The 20500-nt window shown below is 67.2% G+C and carries 17 protein-coding genes; 6 read left to right on the top strand and 11 right to left on the bottom strand.

Translation table 11 applies throughout. The features are described from left to right. The first annotated feature begins 53 nt into the window (after positions 1 to 53). From ACWCO2_RS30580 to ACWCO2_RS30565, 4 genes are all read left to right on the top strand, one after another. Entirely contained in the window at positions 54 to 1226 is a 1173-nt protein-coding gene (locus ACWCO2_RS30580) for an MFS transporter (RefSeq protein WP_450131259.1), read from the top strand. A gap of 230 nt (positions 1227 to 1456) precedes the next feature. Then, positions 1457 to 2527, top strand: coding sequence for a mannonate dehydratase (locus ACWCO2_RS30575; protein ID WP_450131256.1), 1071 nt, complete (start codon positions 1457 to 1459; stop codon positions 2525 to 2527). Between the two features lie 379 nt (positions 2528 to 2906). Next, positions 2907 to 4178, top strand: coding sequence for an aspartate aminotransferase family protein (locus tag ACWCO2_RS30570; RefSeq protein ID WP_450131255.1), 1272 nt, complete (start codon positions 2907 to 2909; stop codon positions 4176 to 4178). 251 nt (positions 4179 to 4429) lie between these two features. Further along, on the top strand, positions 4430 to 5626 hold the full coding sequence (locus ACWCO2_RS30565; RefSeq protein WP_450131254.1) for an ATP-binding protein: 1197 nt from the start codon (positions 4430 to 4432) through the stop codon (positions 5624 to 5626). Between the two features lie 74 nt (positions 5627 to 5700). Here ACWCO2_RS30565 and ACWCO2_RS30560 read toward each other — a convergent pair whose 3' ends face one another. The 6 genes from ACWCO2_RS30560 to ACWCO2_RS30535 all read right to left on the bottom strand — a co-directional run bounded on the left by ACWCO2_RS30560 (position 5701) and on the right by ACWCO2_RS30535 (position 11508). Then, positions 5701 to 8067, bottom strand: a complete 2367-nt coding sequence (locus ACWCO2_RS30560) for an ATP-binding cassette domain-containing protein (protein WP_450131253.1) — start codon at positions 8065 to 8067, stop codon at positions 5701 to 5703. A 309-nt stretch (positions 8068 to 8376) separates the two neighbouring features. After that, on the bottom strand, positions 8377 to 8787 hold the full coding sequence (locus ACWCO2_RS30555; RefSeq protein ID WP_450131252.1) for a VOC family protein: 411 nt from the start codon (positions 8785 to 8787) through the stop codon (positions 8377 to 8379). A 10-nt stretch (positions 8788 to 8797) separates the two neighbouring features. Next, positions 8798 to 9235, bottom strand: a complete 438-nt coding sequence (locus ACWCO2_RS30550; protein ID WP_450131251.1) for a helix-turn-helix transcriptional regulator — start codon at positions 9233 to 9235, stop codon at positions 8798 to 8800. 86 nt (positions 9236 to 9321) lie between these two features. Then, positions 9322 to 10479 (bottom strand): epoxide hydrolase family protein, encoded by a 1158-nt coding sequence (locus ACWCO2_RS30545; protein WP_450131250.1) that lies wholly within the window; start codon positions 10477 to 10479, stop codon positions 9322 to 9324. 174 nt (positions 10480 to 10653) lie between these two features. Then, positions 10654 to 10803, bottom strand: a complete 150-nt coding sequence (locus ACWCO2_RS30540) for a hypothetical protein (protein ID WP_450131249.1) — start codon at positions 10801 to 10803, stop codon at positions 10654 to 10656. 72 nt (positions 10804 to 10875) lie between these two features. Then, positions 10876 to 11508 (bottom strand): NAD(P)-dependent oxidoreductase, encoded by a 633-nt coding sequence (locus ACWCO2_RS30535; protein ID WP_450131248.1) that lies wholly within the window; start codon positions 11506 to 11508, stop codon positions 10876 to 10878. 81 nt (positions 11509 to 11589) lie between these two features. Between ACWCO2_RS30535 and ACWCO2_RS30530 the strand changes: the two genes are divergently transcribed. Next, the gene (locus tag ACWCO2_RS30530) at positions 11590 to 12165 is read left to right on the top strand and encodes a TetR/AcrR family transcriptional regulator (RefSeq protein WP_450131247.1); all 576 of its coding nucleotides are present in this window, start codon (positions 11590 to 11592) and stop codon (positions 12163 to 12165) included. 159 nt (positions 12166 to 12324) lie between these two features. Here the strand turns inward: ACWCO2_RS30530 and ACWCO2_RS30525 are convergent, their stop codons facing one another. The 3 genes from ACWCO2_RS30525 to ACWCO2_RS30515 all read right to left on the bottom strand — a co-directional run bounded on the left by ACWCO2_RS30525 (position 12325) and on the right by ACWCO2_RS30515 (position 17766). Then, the gene (locus tag ACWCO2_RS30525) at positions 12325 to 13584 is read right to left on the bottom strand and encodes an amidohydrolase (RefSeq protein WP_450131246.1); all 1260 of its coding nucleotides are present in this window, start codon (positions 13582 to 13584) and stop codon (positions 12325 to 12327) included. Between the two features lie 183 nt (positions 13585 to 13767). Next, positions 13768 to 16590 carry a penicillin acylase family protein gene (locus tag ACWCO2_RS30520; protein WP_450131245.1) on the bottom strand — a complete coding sequence of 941 codons (2823 nt, stop codon included), beginning with the start codon at positions 16588 to 16590 and terminating at the stop codon, positions 13768 to 13770. Positions 16591 to 16692: 102 nt separating this feature from the next. Beyond that, complete coding sequence (locus ACWCO2_RS30515; protein WP_450131244.1) at positions 16693 to 17766, bottom strand: LysR family transcriptional regulator; 1074 nt, start codon at positions 17764 to 17766, stop codon at positions 16693 to 16695. Positions 17767 to 18279: 513 nt separating this feature from the next. Here ACWCO2_RS30515 and ACWCO2_RS30510 point away from each other — a divergent pair. Then, positions 18280 to 18861, top strand: a complete 582-nt coding sequence (locus ACWCO2_RS30510) for a hypothetical protein (protein WP_450131243.1) — start codon at positions 18280 to 18282, stop codon at positions 18859 to 18861. Between the two features lie 86 nt (positions 18862 to 18947). On the opposite strand, the gene ACWCO2_RS30505 is transcribed toward ACWCO2_RS30510, so the two are convergent. Then, on the bottom strand, positions 18948 to 19811 hold the full coding sequence (locus tag ACWCO2_RS30505; protein ID WP_450131242.1) for a fumarylacetoacetate hydrolase family protein: 864 nt from the start codon (positions 19809 to 19811) through the stop codon (positions 18948 to 18950). 216 nt (positions 19812 to 20027) lie between these two features. Further along, complete coding sequence (locus tag ACWCO2_RS30500; protein WP_450131241.1) at positions 20028 to 20489, bottom strand: MarR family winged helix-turn-helix transcriptional regulator; 462 nt, start codon at positions 20487 to 20489, stop codon at positions 20028 to 20030. Positions 20490 to 20500 lie beyond the last annotated feature (11 nt).

The following is a 20500-nucleotide window of genomic DNA, read 5'->3' as shown; positions in this document are numbered from 1 at the left end:
GACGCCCCGCGAAGTCCACAACGAGTACCTGAACCGGCGGCAAGCAGCATGAAATAGCTATCAAGGAAGCTGTCCGGAAAACGCGAGGCGGCCCAGGCCTCGTTCTCGGACTGTTCTTTCTTACCTACGCCATCGGCCAACTCCCGGTCGGCGCGCTGATCGACCGGGTTGGCGCGAAGCGAATGTTCGCCGTTGGCGGCCTCCTGTGGAGTGCCGCGACGATGGCGACCGCGTTCGTGCGCGGCCCGGGCAGCCTCGCCGCGGCTCGGCTGGCGTTGGGCGCCGGTGAGGCCCCGGGCTACCCGGCGTCCGCGAAGGTCGTTTCGAACTGGTTCCCGCGCCACGAACGTGGCTTCGCCAACAGTATTTGGGATAGCGGTGCCAGGGTCGGCACCGCACTCACCCTTCCGGTGGTGGCGTTTCTGATCGCGTCGTACAACTGGCGCGTGGCGTTCGTCGTGACGGGCGCGCTCGGGCTGGTGTGGGTGTTCGTCTGGGTGAAGCTGTATCGAGAGCCCCGGCAACATCCCAAGATCACCGAGGCCGAACTGGAATACATCACCGCAGGTGGAGCACGACTGGACGACGCCGATCCGTCCGAACAACCGGTGCGTTGGCGTGACCTGTTCCGCTACCGGACGGTGTGGGGGATGATGCTCGGGTTCTTCTGCCTGGCCTACGTCATCTACTTCTTCATCACCTGGTTTCCGAGCTATCTCGTGCAAGAACGCGGCTTCGATCTGCTCAAGTTGGGCATCTACGGTGCGCTGCCGGGGATCTTCGCGATCGGTGGCAGCCTGCTAGGTGGGTTCACCTCGGACTGGCTGGTTCGCCGTGGCTGGAGTATCAACCGTGCTCGAAAGACCTGCCTCGTCGGTGGCCTGCTGTGCTCGTCCGTGGTCGCGCTGGCGGTGTTCGTACCGTCGGCGTGGAGCGCATTGGCCCTGCTGTCGTTCTCATACTCCAGCCTGGCTTTCGCCGGTGCGAGCCTCGCCTGCTTGCCGGCGGACGTCGCACCGCGAGCGGGGCAGGTTTCCTCGCTGGCGGGCATTCAGAACTTCGCGTCGAATATCGCCGGATTCAGTGGTTCCTTCATCACCGGTCTACTGGTGTCGGTGAGTGGTTCCTACGTCGTACCGTTGATCGTTTCGGGTGCTATCGCCGTCGTCGGCGCACTCTGTTTCGGGGTGGTCATTCGACGCGTAGAACCGCTCGGAATTCGGTAGTGGCCGTGCTCATGGCTGTCACCGTCGGCTCTCACACCACTCGGTGCCGTCACCGGCGGCAACGGGCTCGGGCGCCGCCGGTGACCGGCCGAGTGCCCAGATCGCCGACCGGATGTGCTTGGTCATGGCGGACCGCGCCTGTCGACTGGAGCGGGCTTCGATGGCAGCGGCAGGCTCGCGGCGGCCGAACGTATCCAGCGGAACTCATGGCGAGAGATTGGGGAATTGGCGTGAAGATTGGGCTCGGTCTGTACCAGCACATGTTGACTTCGGAAAACCTCAAGTTCGCTCGGCAGGCCGGCGCGACGCATATCGTCGCCCACTTGGTCGACTACTTCAGCGCGGGGCCGCGGATTCCCGCGTCCGTCTCACGAGAATCCGGCTGGGGTCCGACGCGAAGGGTCGGCAAACCGTGGACTCTCGATGAGATCGAAGGGGTCAAGTCGTTGGTTGAAGCCGAGGGACTCACCCTGCACGCGATCGAAAACCTCGACCCGGGTCATTGGCACGATGTCTTACTCGGCGGCCCGTACCGCGATGAACAGCTCGACCAGGTGCTGGAGAGCATTCGTCTCCTTGGTCAGGCCGGCATACCGTGTCTCGGCTACAACTTCAGCCTCGCCGGTGTCTGGGGGCACGTCACCGGCCCGTTCGCCCGTGGCGGCGCCGAGTCGATCGGTTTCGACGCCGAAAAGGTCCGGGAGCAGCCGGAGATTCCGCGGGGCCAGGTATGGAACATGACCTACGACGACTCATGCGGAGACGAGACGATCGGTGCCGTCGACGCGGACACCATGTGGGCACGGCTGTTGGCGTTCCTCGACTCGGCCGTCCCGGTCGCGGAAGCGGCCGGCGTGCGGCTCTGTGCTCATCCCGAGGACCCGCCAATGCCGCGGTTGCGCAACATCGCCCGGGTACTGACCAGCCAGGACGCCTTACAGCGTCTGGTTGATCATCGGCCAAGCCGCAGCAACAGTCTGGAGTTCTGCCAAGGCACCGTCTCGGAGATGCCGGATGTTGACGTGTACGACGCGATCGCCACCTTCTCCCGGCAGGACCGCATCGGCTACGTCCACTTCCGCAATGTCGTCGGCAAGCTTCCGCGATATCGCGAGGTCTTCATCGACGAAGGCGACGTCGACATGTTCCGGGCCCTGCGGACCTACGCCGAGAACGGCTATGACGGCGTGTTCATCCCGGACCACACCCCGCAGCTGAGCTGCGCCGCTCCCTGGCACGCGGGGATGGCCTACGCCCTGGGCTATCTGCGTGCCGCGATGCGTGCGGTCGACGCGATCTGACGATTCGATGGCTATCGGTTCCTCGCGCCCCGTCAGTTCAGCCGACAACGCGATGATCAGCGGGTATCAATCGTCCGTATAGGACTTTCCGGAACAGGTTCCTGGCTCAACGGCATACGGCTACGAAGGGGCACCTGCCACGCGCTATTGCTGGAACCCTTGCTTCTGCTCCTGCGGGAGCCCGCACCACCATAGGTCGCTGCTCTCGTAGGCCTGCCAGCCCCAGCGTTCGATCACCTCGTCCACAGTCACCCTGAACGGAACTGATGATCGCCATGCTGACAGTAGTAGCGAAACAAATGGCGCTAGGTTCTTACCACCATCGCCGCGCACGAACTGGTGGTGGACGCGCGGTCCTCGGCGTCCGTAGGTTCGGGCCATGTTGGACGACACTGCACAGCACTTGATCCGCTACTCGGGGCGTGGGGGCTTCAGCCCTGAGGTCATCGACCGGGCCTCGGGGACCACTGTGGTCACCGAGGACGGGCGGGAGCTGCTCGACTTCACTTCTGGGCAGATGAGCGCGATCCTCGGACATTCGCATCCGGAGATCGTCGCGACGATCCGGACGCAGGCCGAGCGGCTCGACCACCTCTACAGCGGGATGTTGAGCCGGCCGGTGCTCGAGCTCGCCGAGCGGCTCGCGGGGACGTTGCCCGCTCCGCTGGACAAGGCGATGTTCCTGTCCACCGGGGCGGAGGCGAACGAGGCCGCGATTCGGATGGCCAAGCTGGTCACCGGCAAGTACGAGGTCGTCTCGTTCGCCCGGTCCTGGCACGGGATGACGCAGGCCGCCGCGAACGCCACTTACAGCGCCGGGCGCTCCGGGTACGGGCCCGCCGCTCCCGGCAACTTCGCGCTGCCGGTCCCCGACCGGTTCCGGCCCGACATCGTCGACGCCGACGGGAACCTGGATTGGCACCGTCAGCTCGACCTCGGCTTCACCATGATCGACGCCCAGTCGGTCGGCAGCCTCGCGGCCTGCATCGTCGAGCCGATCCTGAGCAGCGGCGGCGTCATCGACCTGCCGCCGGGATACCTGGCCGCGCTGCGGGACAAGTGCCACGAGCGGGGCATGCTGCTGATCCTCGACGAGGCCCAGACCGGCCTGTGCCGCACCGGCGATTGGTACGCCTTCGAGCGTGACGGCGTCGTCCCGGACATCATCACCCTGTCCAAGACGCTCGGCGCCGGACTGCCGCTCGCAGCCGTGCTGACCAGTGCGGAGATCGAGCAGCAGGCGCACGAACGCGGGTTCCTGTTCTTCACCACGCACGTCAACGACCCGCTCCCAGCAGCCGTCGGCAACACCGTCCTGGACGTGCTGACCCGAGACGGTCTCGACGCCAGGGCCCGCGAGCTCGGCGACCGGCTCAGCGGTGGGCTGAAGGAGCTCGCCAGGACTCACACGGTGATCGGTGACGTCCGCGGTCGCGGCCTGCTGGTCGGCCTGGAGCTGGTCACCGACGGGGCCGACGAGCTCGGCGCCGCCGTCACCAAGCGGTGCGCCGAGCTCGGCCTGCACATGAACATCGTGCAGTTCCCGGGCATGGGCGGAACGTTCCGCATCGCCCCGCCGCTGACCGCCGCGGAGTCCGAGATCGACCGAGGCCTGGAGATCCTCGACAAGGCCCTGACCGACCGGGCCTGATCGTTGTGCACCAGGGGTCCGGGCGGCCTGTCCCCTGGTGCACCGCCCACCCTTCGGGCCAGCACATCCGACTCCCGACGCCACTTGATCATGTGCAAACGCGATATCGAACCGTGTGCAAACGTGATATTCGATCATGTGCAAGTGTGATATCGGATCGTGTGCAAAAGTGATAACGTCCAGGTGTGACGGGGTATAAGCCACGAATCGTTGACCGCATCGTGCGGGGTTCTCTGGAGACGTTTGGTGCAGTGGTCCTTCAAGGGCCGCGCGCTGTCGGCAAGACGACCACTGGACTGCAGGTCGCCGCGAGCAGCATCCGCCTCGATTCCTCACCGGAGCTGGCAGCTCTGGCTGAAACCTCGCCCCGCACCGTTCTGTCAGGCGACGCACCTAGGCTTCTCGACGAGTGGCAGCTCGCGCCAGTTCTGTGGAACGCCGTGCGGCACGAGGTTGACCAACGGGCAGTACCCGGCCAGTTCATCCTGACCGGCTCGGCGACTCCACCTGACGACATCACCCGGCACAGCGGTGCTGGCAGGTTCCGCCGAGCGACGCTGCGCCCCATGACCCTTGCCGAGAGCGGGGAGAGCATCGCCGCTTTCACCCTCGCCGACCTGTTCGACGGTGTCGCAATCGGCGGGTTCGGCGGCCCAACGGTTGAGGACTACGCAGACCTGGTGGTGCGCGGCGGCTGGCCTGCGCTCGTTGCGCAGCCCACCCGTTCAGCGCACGACTACCTCACCAGCTATCTGGACGACGTCGCACGCGTCGATCTGGCCGAAGCTGGCGTCAGCGTCGACCCGATGCGGGTAAGCGCCCTCATCAGGGCGCTCGCGCGGAACGTGTCCACCGAGATCTCAGCCAGCGAACTCAGCAAGGAGGCGGAGATCGGCGAAGCGGGCTCCGGGGTGTTGTCAGCGCAGGCCGTCCGCAAGTACCTGGATGCGCTGTCCCGCGTGTTCGTCGTTGAGGAACAGCCGGCCTGGACCACCCACTTGCGGTCGAAGATCCGGCTGCGGACAGCACCCAAGTGGCACTTCATCGACCCGTCACTGGCCGCCGCGGCATTGGGGGCCAGCCGACGAGCACTCCTGGACGACCTCAATGCCCTGGGCCTGCTCTTCGAGTCGATGTGCATCCGCGACCTGCGCGCGCATGCGGATCAACTGGGCGGAGCGGTCTATCACTATCGGGATGGATCTGGGCTCGAGGTCGACGCCATCGTCGAGCTGAGCGACGGCCGCTGGGCTGCTTTCGAGATCAAGATGGGTGGCGCCAAGAACATCGACAAAGCCGCCGCCAATCTCACCGCTCTGGCGGGCAAGGTCTCCGAGAAGAGGTCCGGCCAACTCTCGTCGCTCAACGTCCTCACCGCGGGAAATACCAGCTACACGCGGGCAGATGGAGTCAACGTCGTGGCTCTCGGGCATCTCGGCATCGCCTGACCCGGACGATGGAAGGCGTGCCCTACTCGGCGGGCACGCCTTCGCTATGCTCGATCATCGTCGCCACTACGCAGTCACGCGTCGGCGTACTCCGCCAGGTGCTCGCCGGTGAGGGTCGAGCGGTCCTTGACCAGGTCTGCCGGCGTGCCCTCGAAGACCACCCGACCACCGTCGTGACCTGCGCCGGGACCGAGATCGATGATCCAGTCCGCGTGCGCCATGACCGCCTGGTGGTGCTCGATCACGATCACCGACTTGCCCGCGTCGACGAGCCGGTCCAGCAGCGCGAGCAACTGCTCGACGTCGGCGAGGTGCAGCCCGGTGGTCGGCTCGTCGAGGACGTAGACGCCGCCCTTCTCCGACATGTGCGTGGCCAGCTTGACCCTCTGCCGCTCGCCGCCGGACAGCGTGCTCAGCGGCTGGCCGAGACGAAGGTAGCCGAGCCCGACATCGGTGAGGCGCCGCAGGATCTTGTGCGCCGCCAGGATTCGGCTCTCCCCGTCGCTGAAGAACTCCTCGGCCTGCGCCACCGACATCGCGAGCACCTCGCTGATGTCCTTGCCCCCGAGCTTGTACTCCAGCACCGCGGACTGGAACCGCTTGCCCTCGCACTCCTCGCAGGTGGTCGCCACCCCGGCCATCATCGCCAGGTCGGTGTAGATGATGCCCGCGCCGTTGCAGCCGGGGCAGGCGCCCTCCGAATTCGCGCTGAACAGCGCCGGTTTCACGCCGTTGGCTTTGGCGAAGGCCTTGCGGATCGGGTCGAGCATGCCGGTGTAGGTCGCCGGGTTGCTGCGTCGCGAGCCGCGGATCGCGGTCTGGTCCACCTCGATCACCCCGGCGTCGCGTGGGATCGAACCGCGCACGAGCGAACTCTTGCCAGATCCCGCGACCCCGGTGATCACGCACAGCACCCCGAGCGGGACGTCGACGTCGACGTCCCGCAGGTTGTGGGCGTTCGCGCCGCGGATCTCCAACTCACCGCTGGGTTCGCGCACCTGCGCCTTGAGCTTGGTCCGGTCCTCCAGGTGCCGACCGGTCACGGTGTCGCTGGCCCGCAGCCCCTCGACGTCGCCCTCGAAGCAGACCGTGCCGCCCGCGGTCCCGGCACCGGGCCCCAGGTCGACGACGTGGTCGGCGATGGCGATCGTCTGCGGCTTGTGCTCGACGACGAGCACCGTGTTCCCCTTGTCCCGCAATCGAAGCAGCAGATCGTTCATCCGCTGGATGTCGTGCGGGTGCAGGCCGATGGTGGGCTCGTCGAAGACGTAGGTGACGTCGGTCAGCGAGGACCCGAGGTGCCGGATCATCTTGGTGCGCTGCGCCTCGCCGCCCGACAGCGTCCCGGACGGGCGGTCCAGCGAGAGGTAACCGAGGCCGATCTCCACGAACGAGTCGAGGGTCTGCTGCAAGTTCTCCAGCAGCGGCCCCACCGACTTGTCGTCGAGGCCGCGGGTCCACTCGGCCAGGTCGCTGATCTGCATCGCGCACGCGTCGGCGATGTTGATCCCGGCGATCTTCGACGACCGCGCGGTCTCGCTGAGCCGGGTGCCGCCGCATTCCGGGCAGTCGGTGAAGGTGATCGCCCGGTCCACGAACGCCCGGACGTGCGGCTGCATCGACTCGCGGTCCTTGGACAGCATCGACTTCTGCAGCTTCGGGATCAGGCCCTCGTAGGTGAGGTTGATGCCCTCGACCTTGATCTTGGTCGGTTCCTTGTGGAGCAGGTCGTGCAGCTCTTTCTTCGTGAACTTCCGGATCGGCTTGTCCGGGTCGAAGAAACCGCAGCCGCCGTAGATCCGGCCGTACCAGCCGTCCGCGCTGTAGCCGGGGACCTTGAACGGCCCCTCGTTGATCGACTTGGTGTCGTCGTAGAGCTCGGCGAGGTCGAAGTCGCTGACCTGGCCCCGACCCTCGCAGTTCGGGCACATGCCGCCGAGGACGCTGAACTCGCGCCGCTCCTTCACGGTCTTGCCGCCGCGCTCGAACTTGACCGCCCCGGCCCCGCTGACCGAAGCAACGTTGAACGAGAAGGCCTGCGGCGAACCGATGTGCGGCTTGCCGAGCCGGCTGAACAGGATGCGCAGCATCGCATTGGCGTCGGTGGCAGTGCCGACCGTGGATCGCGGGTCGCTGCCCATCCGCTCCTGGTCGACGATGATCGCGGTGGTCAGCCCGTCGAGCACGTCGACGTCGGGCCGCGACAGCGTCGGCATGAAGCCCTGCACGAAGGCGCTGTAGGTCTCGTTGATCATCCGCTGCGACTCGGCGGCGATCGTGCCGAACACCAGCGAGCTCTTGCCCGAACCGGAGACCCCGGTGAACACCGTCAGTCGACGCTTCGGGATCTCGACGCTGACGTCCTTGAGGTTGTTCACCCGCGCACCGTGCACGCGGATCAGGTCATGGCTGTCAGCGACTTGCAGCGCGGACTTGCTCATCGGTGTCTCCATCTGTTCGCGGAACCCGCAGTCTCATCCATCGAACCAGCCGGTTCGGAGTACCGGCCAGCAGCCCGTCTTCGATCCTTGTTTCGGTCTTCGTCTTTGAAACGCCGAAGGCGTTTAGCCCACCCCCGCAACTCGCACCGCCGCGGGTTCTCAGACTGTGCCCGCCCGACTTGGGCTCTTGGCGAGGACAGCCCTTTTGCCGTGTATTTGGCATACATAAAAAAGGGATCCCGCAGCCAGGCGGCGTCTGAGGTTCCGCCACCCGCACCGCCACGCAAATTGAGGATGGAAACAGGTTTTTCAGCGCAGCTCGTTGATTCGGATCAGGTTGCCCGCTGGGTCGCGGACTGCGCAGTCACGTCGGCCGTAGGGCTGTTCGGTGGGTTCCTGGACGATCTCCGCGTTGCCGGTCTGCAGCTTCTCGAACGTGCCGTCGAGATCCGGGGTGGCCAGGTTGATCATGGCGAAGGTGCCCTTGGCCATCATCTCGGCGATGGTGCGGCGCTCGTCGTCGGTGATGCCGGGGCTGGCGGCCGGAGGGTACAGCACGATCGACGTGCCCGGCTGCCCCGGCGGGCCGACCGTGATCCAGTGCATGCCGCCGTAGCCGACGTCGTTGCGGACCTCGAAGCCGAGGGTGTCCCGGTAGAAGGCCAGCGTGGCCTCGGGGTCCTCGTGCGGGAGGAAGGCTTCGGAAATCGTGATGTTCATGCTGGCAACGCTAGGGCTGGCCGGGCGCCCGCGCTTCTCGATTCCTGATCGGTCTGGTGACCTGCTTGGCCACGCAGGACGGCATCCCCGCGGTCGCCTCCGCCGCCTCGCGCCGGTAGCGGCTGGGCGACATGCCGACCAGCTCGGTGAAGCGGGTGCTGAAGGTGCCCAGCGACGAGCAGCCGACCTCGAAGCAGACGTCGGTGACGCTGAGGTCTCCGCGCCGCAGCAACGCCATCGCACGCTCGATGCGCCGCGTCATGAGGTAGCTGTAGGGCGATTCGCCGTAGGCCCGCCGGAACTGCCGGCTGAGGTGTCCGGCGGACATGCCGACGCCCCGGGCGAGCGCCTCGACGTCCAGCGGCTGGGCGTACTCCCGGTCGATCCGATCACGAACCCGACGCAGCAGCGCGAGATCGCGAAGCTGCACATCGGATGCACTGGTCACCCCCGAAATCCTGCCACTCCTCCCCACCTCGCCCAACCCGATCGGAGCAACACCACTTCGACATCGAACGGGAGTTCGGCCATGGGTCAGCGGAGCTTGCGGAAGAACGTGCGGACGTCCTCGACCAGGGCTTCCGGCGCCTCCATCGACAGGAAGTGCCCGCCTTCGCCCAGCTCGGTCCAGTGCACGACGTGGTGGTCGCGCTCCGCCCAGCGGCGGATGGTCACGTCGTGGGCGGACACCAGCACACCGGTCGGCACCGTCCCGCGCTGCGGCGCCCAGTCACCGCCGCTCCAGTCGGCTGCGGAGATCTCCTCGTAGTAGATCTGCGCTGCCGAGGCCGCTGTGCCGGTCAGCCAGTAGAGCGTGACGTCAGTGAGGATGCGGTCGCGGTCGACGGCGTCCTCGGGCAGTCCGTCCGCAGGCTCGGTTAGCTCCTTGAACTTCTCCACGATCCACGCCAGCTGACCGACCGGTGAGTCGTGCAGACCGTAGGCCACGGTCTGCGGCCGCTTGGCGTTGCACTGCAGGTATCCGTCGTTGAAGTTCTGCATCGAGTCCCAGCGCTGCTGCTCGACCTCGGTGAGCCCGTCCAGCTCGCCCTCGACCCCGGCCGGGAACGTGAGCAGCGCATTGAGGTGGATGCCCAGCACCCGCTCCGGATCCTGCTGCCCGAGCTGCGGACCGACCCACGCACCGGCGTCATAGCCCTGTACACCGAACCGCTCGTAACCGAGCTGCGCCATGAGCTGCAGCAAGATCCCAGCCATCCGCGCCGCGTTCATCCCCGGACCGGCCAGCGGCGTGGAGAAGCCGAAGCCGGGAAGCGACGGAATCACCAGGTGGAAGGCATCCGCCGGATCGCCGGCGTGCGCTCGCGGATCGCTCAGCGGGCCGATCACGTCGAGGAAGTCGACCACCCCGCCCGGCCAGCCGTGCAGCAGCAGCATCGGCGTGGCGTCCGGTTCCGGCGAGCGCACGTGGAGGAAGTGCAGGTTCTGGCCGTCTACGGTGGCGGTGAACTGCGGGTGCTCGTTCAGCTCCGCCTCGTGCGCCCGCCAGTCGTAACCGGTGCGCCAGTATTCGACGAGCTCCTTCAGGTAGTCCACCGGAACGCCCCGGCTCCACCCGACCCCGGGCAGCTCGTCCGGCCACCGGGTGTTGGCCAACCTGCCCCGGAGGTCGTCCAACTGAGCGTGCGGAACGTCAATGCGGAAGGGGCGAATGCTTGCTGTGCTCGGCATGCCCGGAACGCTACGAACCTTCCAGGACAGCTCCGGTCCTCCATCGCCCCTGTTCCAGTGCCTGTTTTTGATCCTTTGCCTTTGACGCGCCGAAGGCGCATAGCTCCCTCGACGCTTGCACCGCCGCGGGTTCTGACCGCTGGCTGTTATGGGCAAAACTGACACCCCAGCTCACTAGCCGACAGTGAAGTGCTTGGCGTCGCCCGGATTCTCCAACTCGTCGAGGACCGCCACGGCGAGATCCTCCACGGAAATCCGGGATGCGCCGTCGGAATCGGGGTGCCCGCGCTGGACGGCTTCGGTGGTCACGTGCGAGCCGACCATGCGGTGGCTCCGACGATGACGATATTCATGCGGCTTTAGCTGAATTCTGTTGTGTGCCTTGGACTTCCGACGTCAGTTGGCGATGGCGATCGCGGTGCGGATCGAGGTGTTGTCGGCCAGGTTTCGGAGGATGCAGTCAGCCAGGTCTGCGCGGGAGACCTTGTTGCCGCCGCGGACGGTTCGGTCGACGGCAGTGCGGTAGCGGCCGGTGCGCGGGCCTTTGGTGAGCATCGGCGGGCGGAGGATCGTCCAGTCCGCGCCGCTGGCCCGCACGACCTCCTCCATGTGCCCCATGTCGGTCCACGGGTGCTTCAGGAAGCGCCACAGGATCGGCTTGACCAGGTGCTTGGTCAGCGCACCGTCGCCTTCGGTGATCATGCCGCTGTTGCTGACCACCAGGAACCGGCGGACTTCAGCCTCGTCCAACGCCTTGAGGATGCTGGCTGTGCTGTCGGTCTGCACCGTCGTCGGCCCCTTCACGTTGGACGAGCCGATCGCCGAGATGACGGCGTCCCGACCGGCGATGTGCGGGCGTATGTCCGCCGGATCCATGACGTCGGCGCGGACTACCGTCAGCTCCGGGTGCTTGAAGGTCACCTTCGCCGGGTCCCGCACCACCGCCGTGACCTGATAACCAGCCGCGCAGGCCTGCTCGATCAGCTGCTTCCCAGTGCCGCCGGTTGCGCCGAAGATCGTGATCCGCATCGTTCCACCCCTTGGTTGGTGAGTGCTTACTAACTACTATAGTTAGCGAGCACTCACCAACTTGTCAACGGAGGGGCCGCCGTGGGAACCCGCGACCGGATGCTCGACGCCGCCGCGCACGTGATGCGCACGCGCGGCCTGGCCCGCGCCACCACCAAGGAGATCGCCAAGGAGTCCGGTTTCTCGGAAGCCGCGCTGTACAAGCACTTCCGCGACAAGACCGACCTGTTCCTCGCGGTGCTCCAGGAACGCGTTCCGGGCAACCTCCGCGCTCTGCTCACCGGTCTGCCCGAACGCGCCGGACGCGGAGAACTGCGAGCCGTCCTGGAGAAGGTCACGACCGAAGCGATCGAGTTCTACACCGAAACGTTCCCGATGGGAGCCTCGGTGTTCTCCGAGCCGACGCTGCTCTCCGCCCACCGCGAAGTCCTGCGGGAACGAGGCATGGGCCCGCACGTGATCCGCGAATCCCTCGCGGCCTACCTCGCAGCCGAGCAGCAGGCGGGAGCGCTCAAGCGGGACGTGGATCCGGAATCAGCAGCAGCACTCCTGCTCGGCGCCTGCTTCCAAAGCGCCTTCCTGACCCACTTCACCGACACCCCCAACCCAACCCCGGACAACCTCGTCCAAACCCTCCTCGAACCCCTGATCAGCTGACCGGAAACAACTACGGCCGCCCGGTCCGGGCGGCCGTAGGACTTGCTGTACTTCGTACAACCATTGCTCATTGGCTCTTGGCCCGTAGCTCGAGCCGACGCCAAGCGAAACTCGATTGCACGTGGTTCCTCGCGAGATCACGCCCTCCCGGTTCCTGTGTCAGCGGGTGCTGAGCCAGGTGAGGGATGCTGTGGTCATCGCGGTGATGCCGGTGGTCATGGTTGGTTCGATCACCGGGGCGAAGAACGGAGAGTGGTTGGACGGGACGTCCCGGCTGAGGGTGCCCGCTTCGCGGGCCGCCAGGTACTTGCCCCGCTCGACGCCGCCGAAGAACCAGTAGCAGGTCGGCACGCCGGCTTCCGTGCCGAACAGACCGACGTCCTCGCTGCCGGTCACCGGGTCGATCGCCAACACCCGCTCCGCGCCGAGCTGCTCGCGCATCCCCTTCGCCGTCCGCTCGGTCGCTTCCTGGTCGTTGACCAGCACCGGAAAGTCCGCGAGCCGCTCGAACTCCGGTTCCTTCTCGGCCCCGGACGCCGCTGCCTCGGCGCGCACGATGCGCTTGACCGCCTCGATCACCCGCTCGCGGACCTTCTCGTCGAAGCTGCGGATGTTGACCCGGAGTTCGGCCTGGTCCGGGATGATGTTGTCCTTCGTGCCCGCACGGATCGAACCGACCGTGACCACGGCCGTGTCGCGGCCGGAGACCTCGCGGGAGACCACGGTCTGCAAGCGCATCACCGTCGCGGAGGCCATCACCACCGGGTCGATGGCGTTCTCCGGCTGCGAGCCGTGCGCTCCGCGCCCGAACATGGTGATCTTCAGCCCGTCGGCCGCCGACATGCTGGGACCGCTGACCATGCCCACGGTGCCGGCCGGGAACGGGAAGACGTGCTGGCCCAGGCAGACGTCCGGTTTCGGGAAGCGGTCCAGGAAACCGTCGTCGAGCATGGCCCGCGCCCCGCCGCCGATCTCCTCCGCCGGCTGGAACACCGCCACGATCGTGCCGGACCACTGCTCGCGGGAGTTGACCAGCAGGTCGAGGGCGCCGAGCTGGCAGGTGACATGCATGTCGTGGCCGCAGGCGTGCATCACCGGCACGTCGTTGCCGTCCAGATCGGTGCCGCGCTGCGTGCTGGCGTAGTCGAGCCCGGTCTGCTCCTGCACCGGCAGCGCGTCGAAGTCCGCGCGCAGCAGCACCGTCGGGCCGTCACCGTTGCGGAGCACGCCCACAACACCCGTGCGCCCCACGCCCGTGGTCACTTCCAGGCCGAGCTGCTCCAGGCGCCGCGCGACCTCGGTAGCGGTGCGGTGCTCCGCGAAGGAGAGCTCGGGATGGGCGTGCAAGTCCTTGTAGAGCCCGGTGAGATCGTCCCGGATGTCGCCGATCCGCCCCAGCACAGCACCCAGATCGCCCACAGCAACCTCCCCAACATCGACACCGCGATGCTCCCACGCAACCTCACCGGCCACAGAAGAGCAAGGCTGAGACCAACTACCCCACAACGACTTCCAGAACCACGTTCCGCCTGCTAGGCACCCGTGAGTCTTTTGCGTCGCCGCAGCAACCCAAAAGACTCACGAGCCATGACCAGGCAGAACTCAGCGGTGGGCGGGGAACTCGACGACCTGCTGGTAGGTGGGTCGGTTCTGCCAGCTGATCTTGTCCTGGGCGATGCCGCCGATCTTGCTGTGGATCACCGCGTCCGCGCACCACTGGTCGCCGGGCTCGCAGTCCGCATCGCCCGGGTAGGTCTGGCCCGCCGGGGTTTCCGCTGCCTGGCGCAGGGTGTCCAGCAGCATCGAGCGGCACGCCGCCGGGTCACCGCCACCGCACAGCGGTTCGCCGAACCCGCCTGGCACCTGATCGCCCAGCGCTGCGCGGACGTCCTTGGACACCTGCCCGTACCAGCCGTACTGGAACGACGAGCCCTGGTGGCCCTGGCCGACGTGCAGCCCAGGTTCGCCGTTCTGCCAACCCGAGGGTGACTCGTTGATCTGCATCATCCCGGTCAGCGCGTCGTAAGCCGGGGCGCCCAGCGACGGCTCGAACTGGCCGCGCACCAGCAGCGGCCACCACGCGTCCAGCAGTTCGATCGCTTCGGCGTGCGCGTAGTGGCGGCTGCCCGGTTCGGTCTCGACCCGCCTGCCGCCGTCGGCCAGCCAGGTCCGGAGCTGGTCGACCAGCGCTGCGGTCTCGGGGTCGGTGATCGGTTCGCGGTCGATCAGGCGCAGCAGGTCCGGCAGCACCCGTTCAGCGCGCAAGTCGGTCACGCCCGCTTCGGCCATCGCCTGCGTCAGCGTCACGCGGTTGAACTTGCCGCCCGCTTCGATGCGTTCGCGGACCCGGGAGTCGAGCAGGTCGCCGCGCTGCACCGCGTTCTTCTCCGCCCGGGCGCCCGCAGTTCCCGGCGCCTGCTTGTTGTTCCAGCTGGTGTAGTAGTCCTGGTTGATCGAGTTCGGGTGCTGGTCGAACCGGGTGTAGCTGGCGGTGTTGTCGGCCGGGTTCCAGCCGTCCCACTCGTAGGCCGGGTCGCCGGCGATCGGCATGCTCGGGTCGACCACCGGTTTGCGCACCACGTTCGCGCCGGAGTTGAAGTAGGCGGTGTCGGTGGCGTCGGCGTAGAACCAGTTGAAGGTGTAGTTGACGTCGTGCGCCGCGCGCTGGAAGTCCTGCGCCGAGGTGATCGCGCCCGGGTCGTTGAACTCCTGGAACCCGATGATCGAGTCCACCTCGTGCAGGAACGTCGAGCGCGCCAGGGCGAACGCGACCGGCTTGCCGTCGACGGTGGCCCGGTGGGTCACGGGGCCATAGCTGGTCCGGAACGACACCAACCGGTAGGAGCCTTCGGGAGTGCTGTCACCGAGATTCGGCTTCCAGGCGTTCTCGCGCTCGACCGTCTGCATCGGCACGCACTCACCGCGGAACCGGTACGCGTTGGAGTCGACCGTGGCCGGACTTCCATCCGGTTCGCACAGCTCGACGGCGTAGGTGTCGATCAGGTCCTGGGACGCGGTGGTGGCACTCCAGGCGTAGTCCTGGCCACGCCCCAGCAAGGTGTAGAAGCTCAGCCCGGCGAACGAGGCGCCCTTGGACGAGATCCCCGGCCCCTGCAGCTCTTGCAAGGTCAGCAGCTGCGGCGAGAAGTAACCGGTCTGCGGTCCGAACACTGCCACCGGGTGGCCGCTCTCGGTGTGCGCGCCGGAAACGACGAGCGCGTTGGACATGCCGCGCGGTTCACCCATCCCCTCCGGGACCACGCCGTCGTCGAAGATGCCGCGCAGGCTTTCCACCGGATCATCGGTGGTCGGCGGCGGGTTGCTGCTCTCCGCCCGGGCGGCCGGTTCCGAGGGCTGAGCCGCCGAGCCGGTGGGGTCGAAGACGAGCTGCTGCTCGACCACCGAACCGGGATCCGGCAGCACCACGCCCTCCGGGTTCTCCGGCGCCTCACCGTACGGGAACGTCTGTCCATCATGGATGGTGCTGATCGCTTCTGGATCGTTCTCGGCGCGGAACGCCGCCCAGATCTCCTCACCGCGCTCCGGACCGAACCGCTCGTGCAGCGACATCCGGGCGACCGCGTTCTGCACCTCGTTGCCGCCACCCCCGCCGAACTGGGCACCGACCAGCGAGGCCAGCGTGACCAGGTCGGTCAGCTTGAAGGGCTCGATGCGGCCTTCGTTGGTGATCGCATCGACCTGCCCGGTGGCCACGTACTCGCCGGGGAAGTAACGCCCCTGGTACGACTGCTCGACGTAGGCGTTGATTCCGTCCACATAGGACTGCGCATCCTCGAGCGCCCGCCGGCCGCGCTCACCCTGCGAGGCAACGGAGTCGATCTGCTGCTGCAACTCCTGCTCGGTGTAGGGCGAAGCCGCGAAGAACTGCTGCTCCAGCTGCCGATTCGACGGCGCACCACCGGCGAACGGCGTCACCTCGCCACGCCCGGCCCGGCGCATCACGTCCATCAGGAACAGCTTGTCCTCGGCGGCGGCGTAGCCCGCGCCGAACGCGGTGCCCGAGCGCGTGGTCCCGTAGATGTGCGGGATGCCCGCGGTCTTGTCCCGGACGACGGTGACGTCCTCGCGCGGCTGGTAGGTCTTCTCGACGTCGTCGGGCCGCACGCCGAAGGAGTTGTCGTTGAAGAACTCCTCGATCGTGCCCGTCGTCAGCTTCGAGTAGCCGCCGACGAGCGCGTCGTACTTCGCCATCTGGTCGTCGGAGTGCGGCGGGCGGACGCCCAGCAGCATGTGCGCGACGAGTTCGGCGAAGGTGGCGTTGCCGTTCTGGCCGGGTGGGAGGACGTGGTGGCACTGCTCGCGACAGTAGTCCGGCACAGGGTCCGGTTCAGCCGAGGCGGGCGGCGCGACCAGCAGGGATGCGGTCGCGGCCGCGGCTGCAAGGGCGGCAGTGGGACGCAGCATGCCAGGTCCTCTCGGTCGATCTTCGCGACCCAGACGCTAGCCACCGCGCACCGAATTTGAAAGACATTCACGTTCACCTTGCCCCGAACGGCGCATCGGACGTCAAGACGCCACCGCAGGCCGGTGCTCACCGCGCTTCCACTTGGCGTTCTCGAGTTCCAGTGCCCGCCAAAGCAGGTTCAGGGGATGGTCGGCGCCGTAGCTCTGCCGCTCGCCGCGCCGGGTGAAAGCCCCCACCAGCACGTGCATCTTCGGTCCCACGTCGTTGACCAGGTCAACTGTGCGCAGCCCTCGACCCTCCGGTAATCGCCCGTCGTCGGCCGCCTCCCCGACCCCGCGGGTGACGATCATGCAGCCGTGCAGCAGTTCCGAGCGCAGCAGGTCGAATCCGTAGCGCACGTCGTCGATCTCCGCGGCGATGTCGAGCTTCTCGCGGTAGTCGGAACCGAACCAACCGCGCAGGAATCCGGAGATCAGCCCGCTGGCCGGGATGACCAGCGGCAGCGAGTGCAGCTGGCTGGCGAGCATCGGCCGGTTCGGCAACTGTTCCACGGACAAGTTCGTCACCAAGCTCAGCCCGCTGCGCCGCCACTCCAGCACGTCCACATCGGCCAGCGCGTTCTCGTTTCCCCCGACCAGCACGCTGCCGCAGACCAGATCCGCCTGCTTCGTCCGCAATGCACCGATCAGCTCGCGAGTTCGCAAGTGCGTCACCCGCAACTCCACGCCGTGCTCGGCGAATTCCTTCGCGACGTGCTCTCCGGCATTGGCGAGAAACCCGAGAGTGAACCGAGTGGTGCCGACAGTAATCGTTTCGCCACGCAGTCGTCGCGATTCGTGCACGCCGTCGAGCCAGTCGCGCAACGTGTTCCGCGCGATCTCCACGAAGGCCTCTCCGGAATCGGTGAAGAGCACGTTCTTCCCGCGCCCCTGCTTGATCACCAGCGGTTCACCGCACAGCTGCTTGAAGTTCCGGTTCAGCGTGTCGATCTGCTTCTGCACGCTGGACTGCTCGCGCCCCAGCGAACGCGCTGCCGCCAGCGCCGTTCCGACCTCGTGCACCAGCACCAACGTGCGCAACTGGTCCATCGTGGTGTCGAGCAGAGCTCCTGGGGATTCGAGCAATCGACTGCGCAGGTCGCTCGCGGACAGACTGGCGGTTCCGACTAACGGCACGGCATGCAACCTTTCGGTCTCCTCCTATTGCGCCGAAGTGTAGTGCGCCGAACTGATCCACACTCCAGCACAAATGATCTGCGGAATTCTTCTGCGAATCGCTGGAAATCCCTGCGACAGCGGTGCAATGATCTGCTTCGTCCCCAACGGCGGTCCTTCCGTGACCGCCCCGGTTCGGTTAGACCGATCGGCGTATTCGGGGCAGTTCGCACTATCGCAGGTACGCGGATGCGTGAGCCGCTGCCTGCCCCGGAGAGGATTCGCAGCACCATGTGCAGCACCACCGTCGTGCCGCCCCCCCTGGCGCGACGTCGAACAACGGCTTCCTGCGCAGCGCGTGGGCCCGCACTGCGCAAGTCGTGGATCGCCGACGGCGCGCGGTGGCCACCCCGGCCACCAGCTCGGCGATCCGCACGAACACCCCGGCCGCCGGGAGCGGCCAACTCCGGTGCCGGTGCCGCAGATCCTCTCGACACCCCCTTTTCTCATTCCCTGGCAAGGAGAAACCCAGTCGTGACGTACCAACAGACCGCTCCCCCGCAGTTGGCCCCGGTCAGCTTAAAGCGCCCCGGCACGCTGCTGGCGTTCGTCATCGCCGGTGCGGTGTCGGCGCTTTCCGGCATCGCGGCCGCGATCCACATGATCGCCGGCGGCACGGCACTGGCCGAGCAGTACGCGACGGACCTGATCAGCGCCGATCCCGAGTCGATGGGCATCGACGAGCTGCTGTCGTTGACCGGTGGTGAATCCTCCGGCGACGCCATCGAAACCCTCAAGAGCATGGGCTTCTGGGACGACATCATCGCCGCGGCCAGCACGGAGATGATGCTGAAGTCGATCGTCGTGCTGGTCTTCGTGCTCCCGCTGCTGCTGTTCACGCTGCTGGCCATGAATGGTGCGACCTGGGCGCGCGTCCTGGTCACCATCTTCGCTGTGCTCTCGCTGCTGCCGCACCTGATCCTGGGTATCGCGGTCGGCCTGCCGATCGAGCAAGGCCTCGGCTTCCTCGGCATGGCGACGGCGGTGCTCGCGATCGTCCTCGCCTGGCTTCCGGCGAACGGCCGCTACGCGAAGGCCCGCAAGTTCGCGGCCTGACCCAAAGGCCAGCGTCGCCCTGGGGGTCGACACTGGATATACGAACGGCCCGGCGCTCTTCCGAGAGTGCCGGGCCGTTCCACGCGTCAGGCCGACTTCAGCTGCAAGCGCTGGCGGCCCAGGCCGTCGATCTCCAGCTCCAGCACGTCACCGGCCGCCAAGTACGGGAACTTCCCGGACATCGCCACGCCTTCCGGGGTTCCGGTGTTGACCAGGTCGCCCGGCTCCAGCGTCATGTACTGCGAGAGGTGCCGGACGATCTCGGCGACGCCGAAGATCATGTCCGCGGTGTTGGAGTCCTGGCGGACCTCGCCGTTGACCCACGTCCGCAACCGCAGCGCCTGCGGATCGGCGACCTCGTCGGCGGGCACCAGCCACGGCCCGATCGGGTTGAAGGTCTCGGCGCACTTGCCCTTGGACCACTGCCCGCCCGAGTGCTCCTTCTGGAAGGCGCGCTCGGAAACGTCGTTGGCCACCACGTATCCGGCGATGCAGTCCAGCGCCTCTTCCGCGCTTTCCAGGTAGCGGGCCCGGCGACCGATCACCACGCCGAGCTCGACCTCCCAGTCGACCTGCTCGGCACCGCGCGGGATCAGCACCTCGTCGTTCGGTCCGACGACCGTGTTCGGGTGCTTGAAGAACAGGATCGGCACTTCGGGCGGCGCCGAACCGGACTCGGCGGCGTGCGCGGCGTAGTTCTGGCCGATGCACAGCACGGCCATCGGCCGCGCGATCGGCGCACCCACCCGCAGGCCGCTGCCGTCCCCGGCATCGTCGACGGCGGGCAGCTCACCGGCGGCCAGCGCTTCCCGAGTCCGCTGGACGCCGCCACCGGCCAGGAACGGCCCGTCCACATCCGCGGTGATCGGGCGCAGATCGAACAGCCGGCCCTGGTCGTCTGCCACGTGCGGTTGCTCAGCCCCGACGGGGCCCAATCGCAGGAACCTCATCTCACTCCTTCGTCTCGACACGTGCTGCCGAGACGTCACCAGCAAGGCCGGGTGCGGCCAGCGCGGCTCAGCAGCCCTACGACCTTCCACTGGAAGACGCGCCGAAGCAAGACCCGTCCGGGGGCCGAAATCGGCTATGCGCCTGTGGCGCATGCGACCCTCACCGCACGGTGCCGGTCGTGCTTCGCGGTCGCAGGCCAGACAGGATGAAAAGGCTCAGCCGGACTTGCGCAGGTGGCGGGTGACTTCGCCGAGGCCGGCCGCGACGGCGCGCAGCTGATCGCGGTCGAGCACGTCGATTAGGTTCGCGCGCACCACTTCGACGTGCCCGGGCGCCGCCGCGCGCAGCTTCTCCCGGCCGGCGTCGGTCAGCAGCGCGTTGACCCCGCGGTCGTCGGACTCGCAGGTGCGACGCCGCACCAGACCGGCCTTCTCCAGCTGGGTGACCTGGTAGGTCAGGCCGCTCTTCGAGGTCACCACCAGCTGGGCGAGCTCGGTCATGCGCAGCTCGCCGCCGGGCGCCGCGGACAGCCGGACCAGGATCTCGTACTGCGGGTGGGACAGCCCGACCTGCTCGCGCAGCTGCTGCTCGACCTTGCGGGCGACCAGGTTGCTCGCCTCCACGAAGGCGTTCCAGGTCGCCATCTCCTCGTCGTCCAGCCAGCGCGGTTCAGCCATGCCCCGAGCCT

Source organism: Saccharopolyspora sp. NPDC002376 (genome assembly GCF_053593195.1).
This window is presented reverse-complemented; position numbering and strand designations above follow the sequence as displayed.

Coding starts and splice junctions, on each gene's coding strand:
- ACWCO2_RS30570 (WP_450131255.1), top strand. CDS start 2,907: ATGTTGGACGACACTGCACAGCACTTGATCCGCTACTCGGGGCGTGGG.
- ACWCO2_RS30560 (WP_450131253.1), bottom strand. CDS start 8,067: ATGAGCAAGTCCGCGCTGCAAGTCGCTGACAGCCATGACCTGATCCGC.
- ACWCO2_RS30555 (WP_450131252.1), bottom strand. CDS start 8,787: ATGAACATCACGATTTCCGAAGCCTTCCTCCCGCACGAGGACCCCGAG.
- ACWCO2_RS30545 (WP_450131250.1), bottom strand. CDS start 10,479: ATGCCGAGCACAGCAAGCATTCGCCCCTTCCGCATTGACGTTCCGCAC.
- ACWCO2_RS30540 (WP_450131249.1), bottom strand. CDS start 10,803: ATGGTCGGCTCGCACGTGACCACCGAAGCCGTCCAGCGCGGGCACCCC.
- ACWCO2_RS30535 (WP_450131248.1), bottom strand. CDS start 11,508: ATGCGGATCACGATCTTCGGCGCAACCGGCGGCACTGGGAAGCAGCTG.
- ACWCO2_RS30520 (WP_450131245.1), bottom strand. CDS start 16,590: ATGCTGCGTCCCACTGCCGCCCTTGCAGCCGCGGCCGCGACCGCATCC.
- ACWCO2_RS30505 (WP_450131242.1), bottom strand. CDS start 19,811: ATGAGGTTCCTGCGATTGGGCCCCGTCGGGGCTGAGCAACCGCACGTG.
- ACWCO2_RS30500 (WP_450131241.1), bottom strand. CDS start 20,489: ATGGCTGAACCGCGCTGGCTGGACGACGAGGAGATGGCGACCTGGAAC.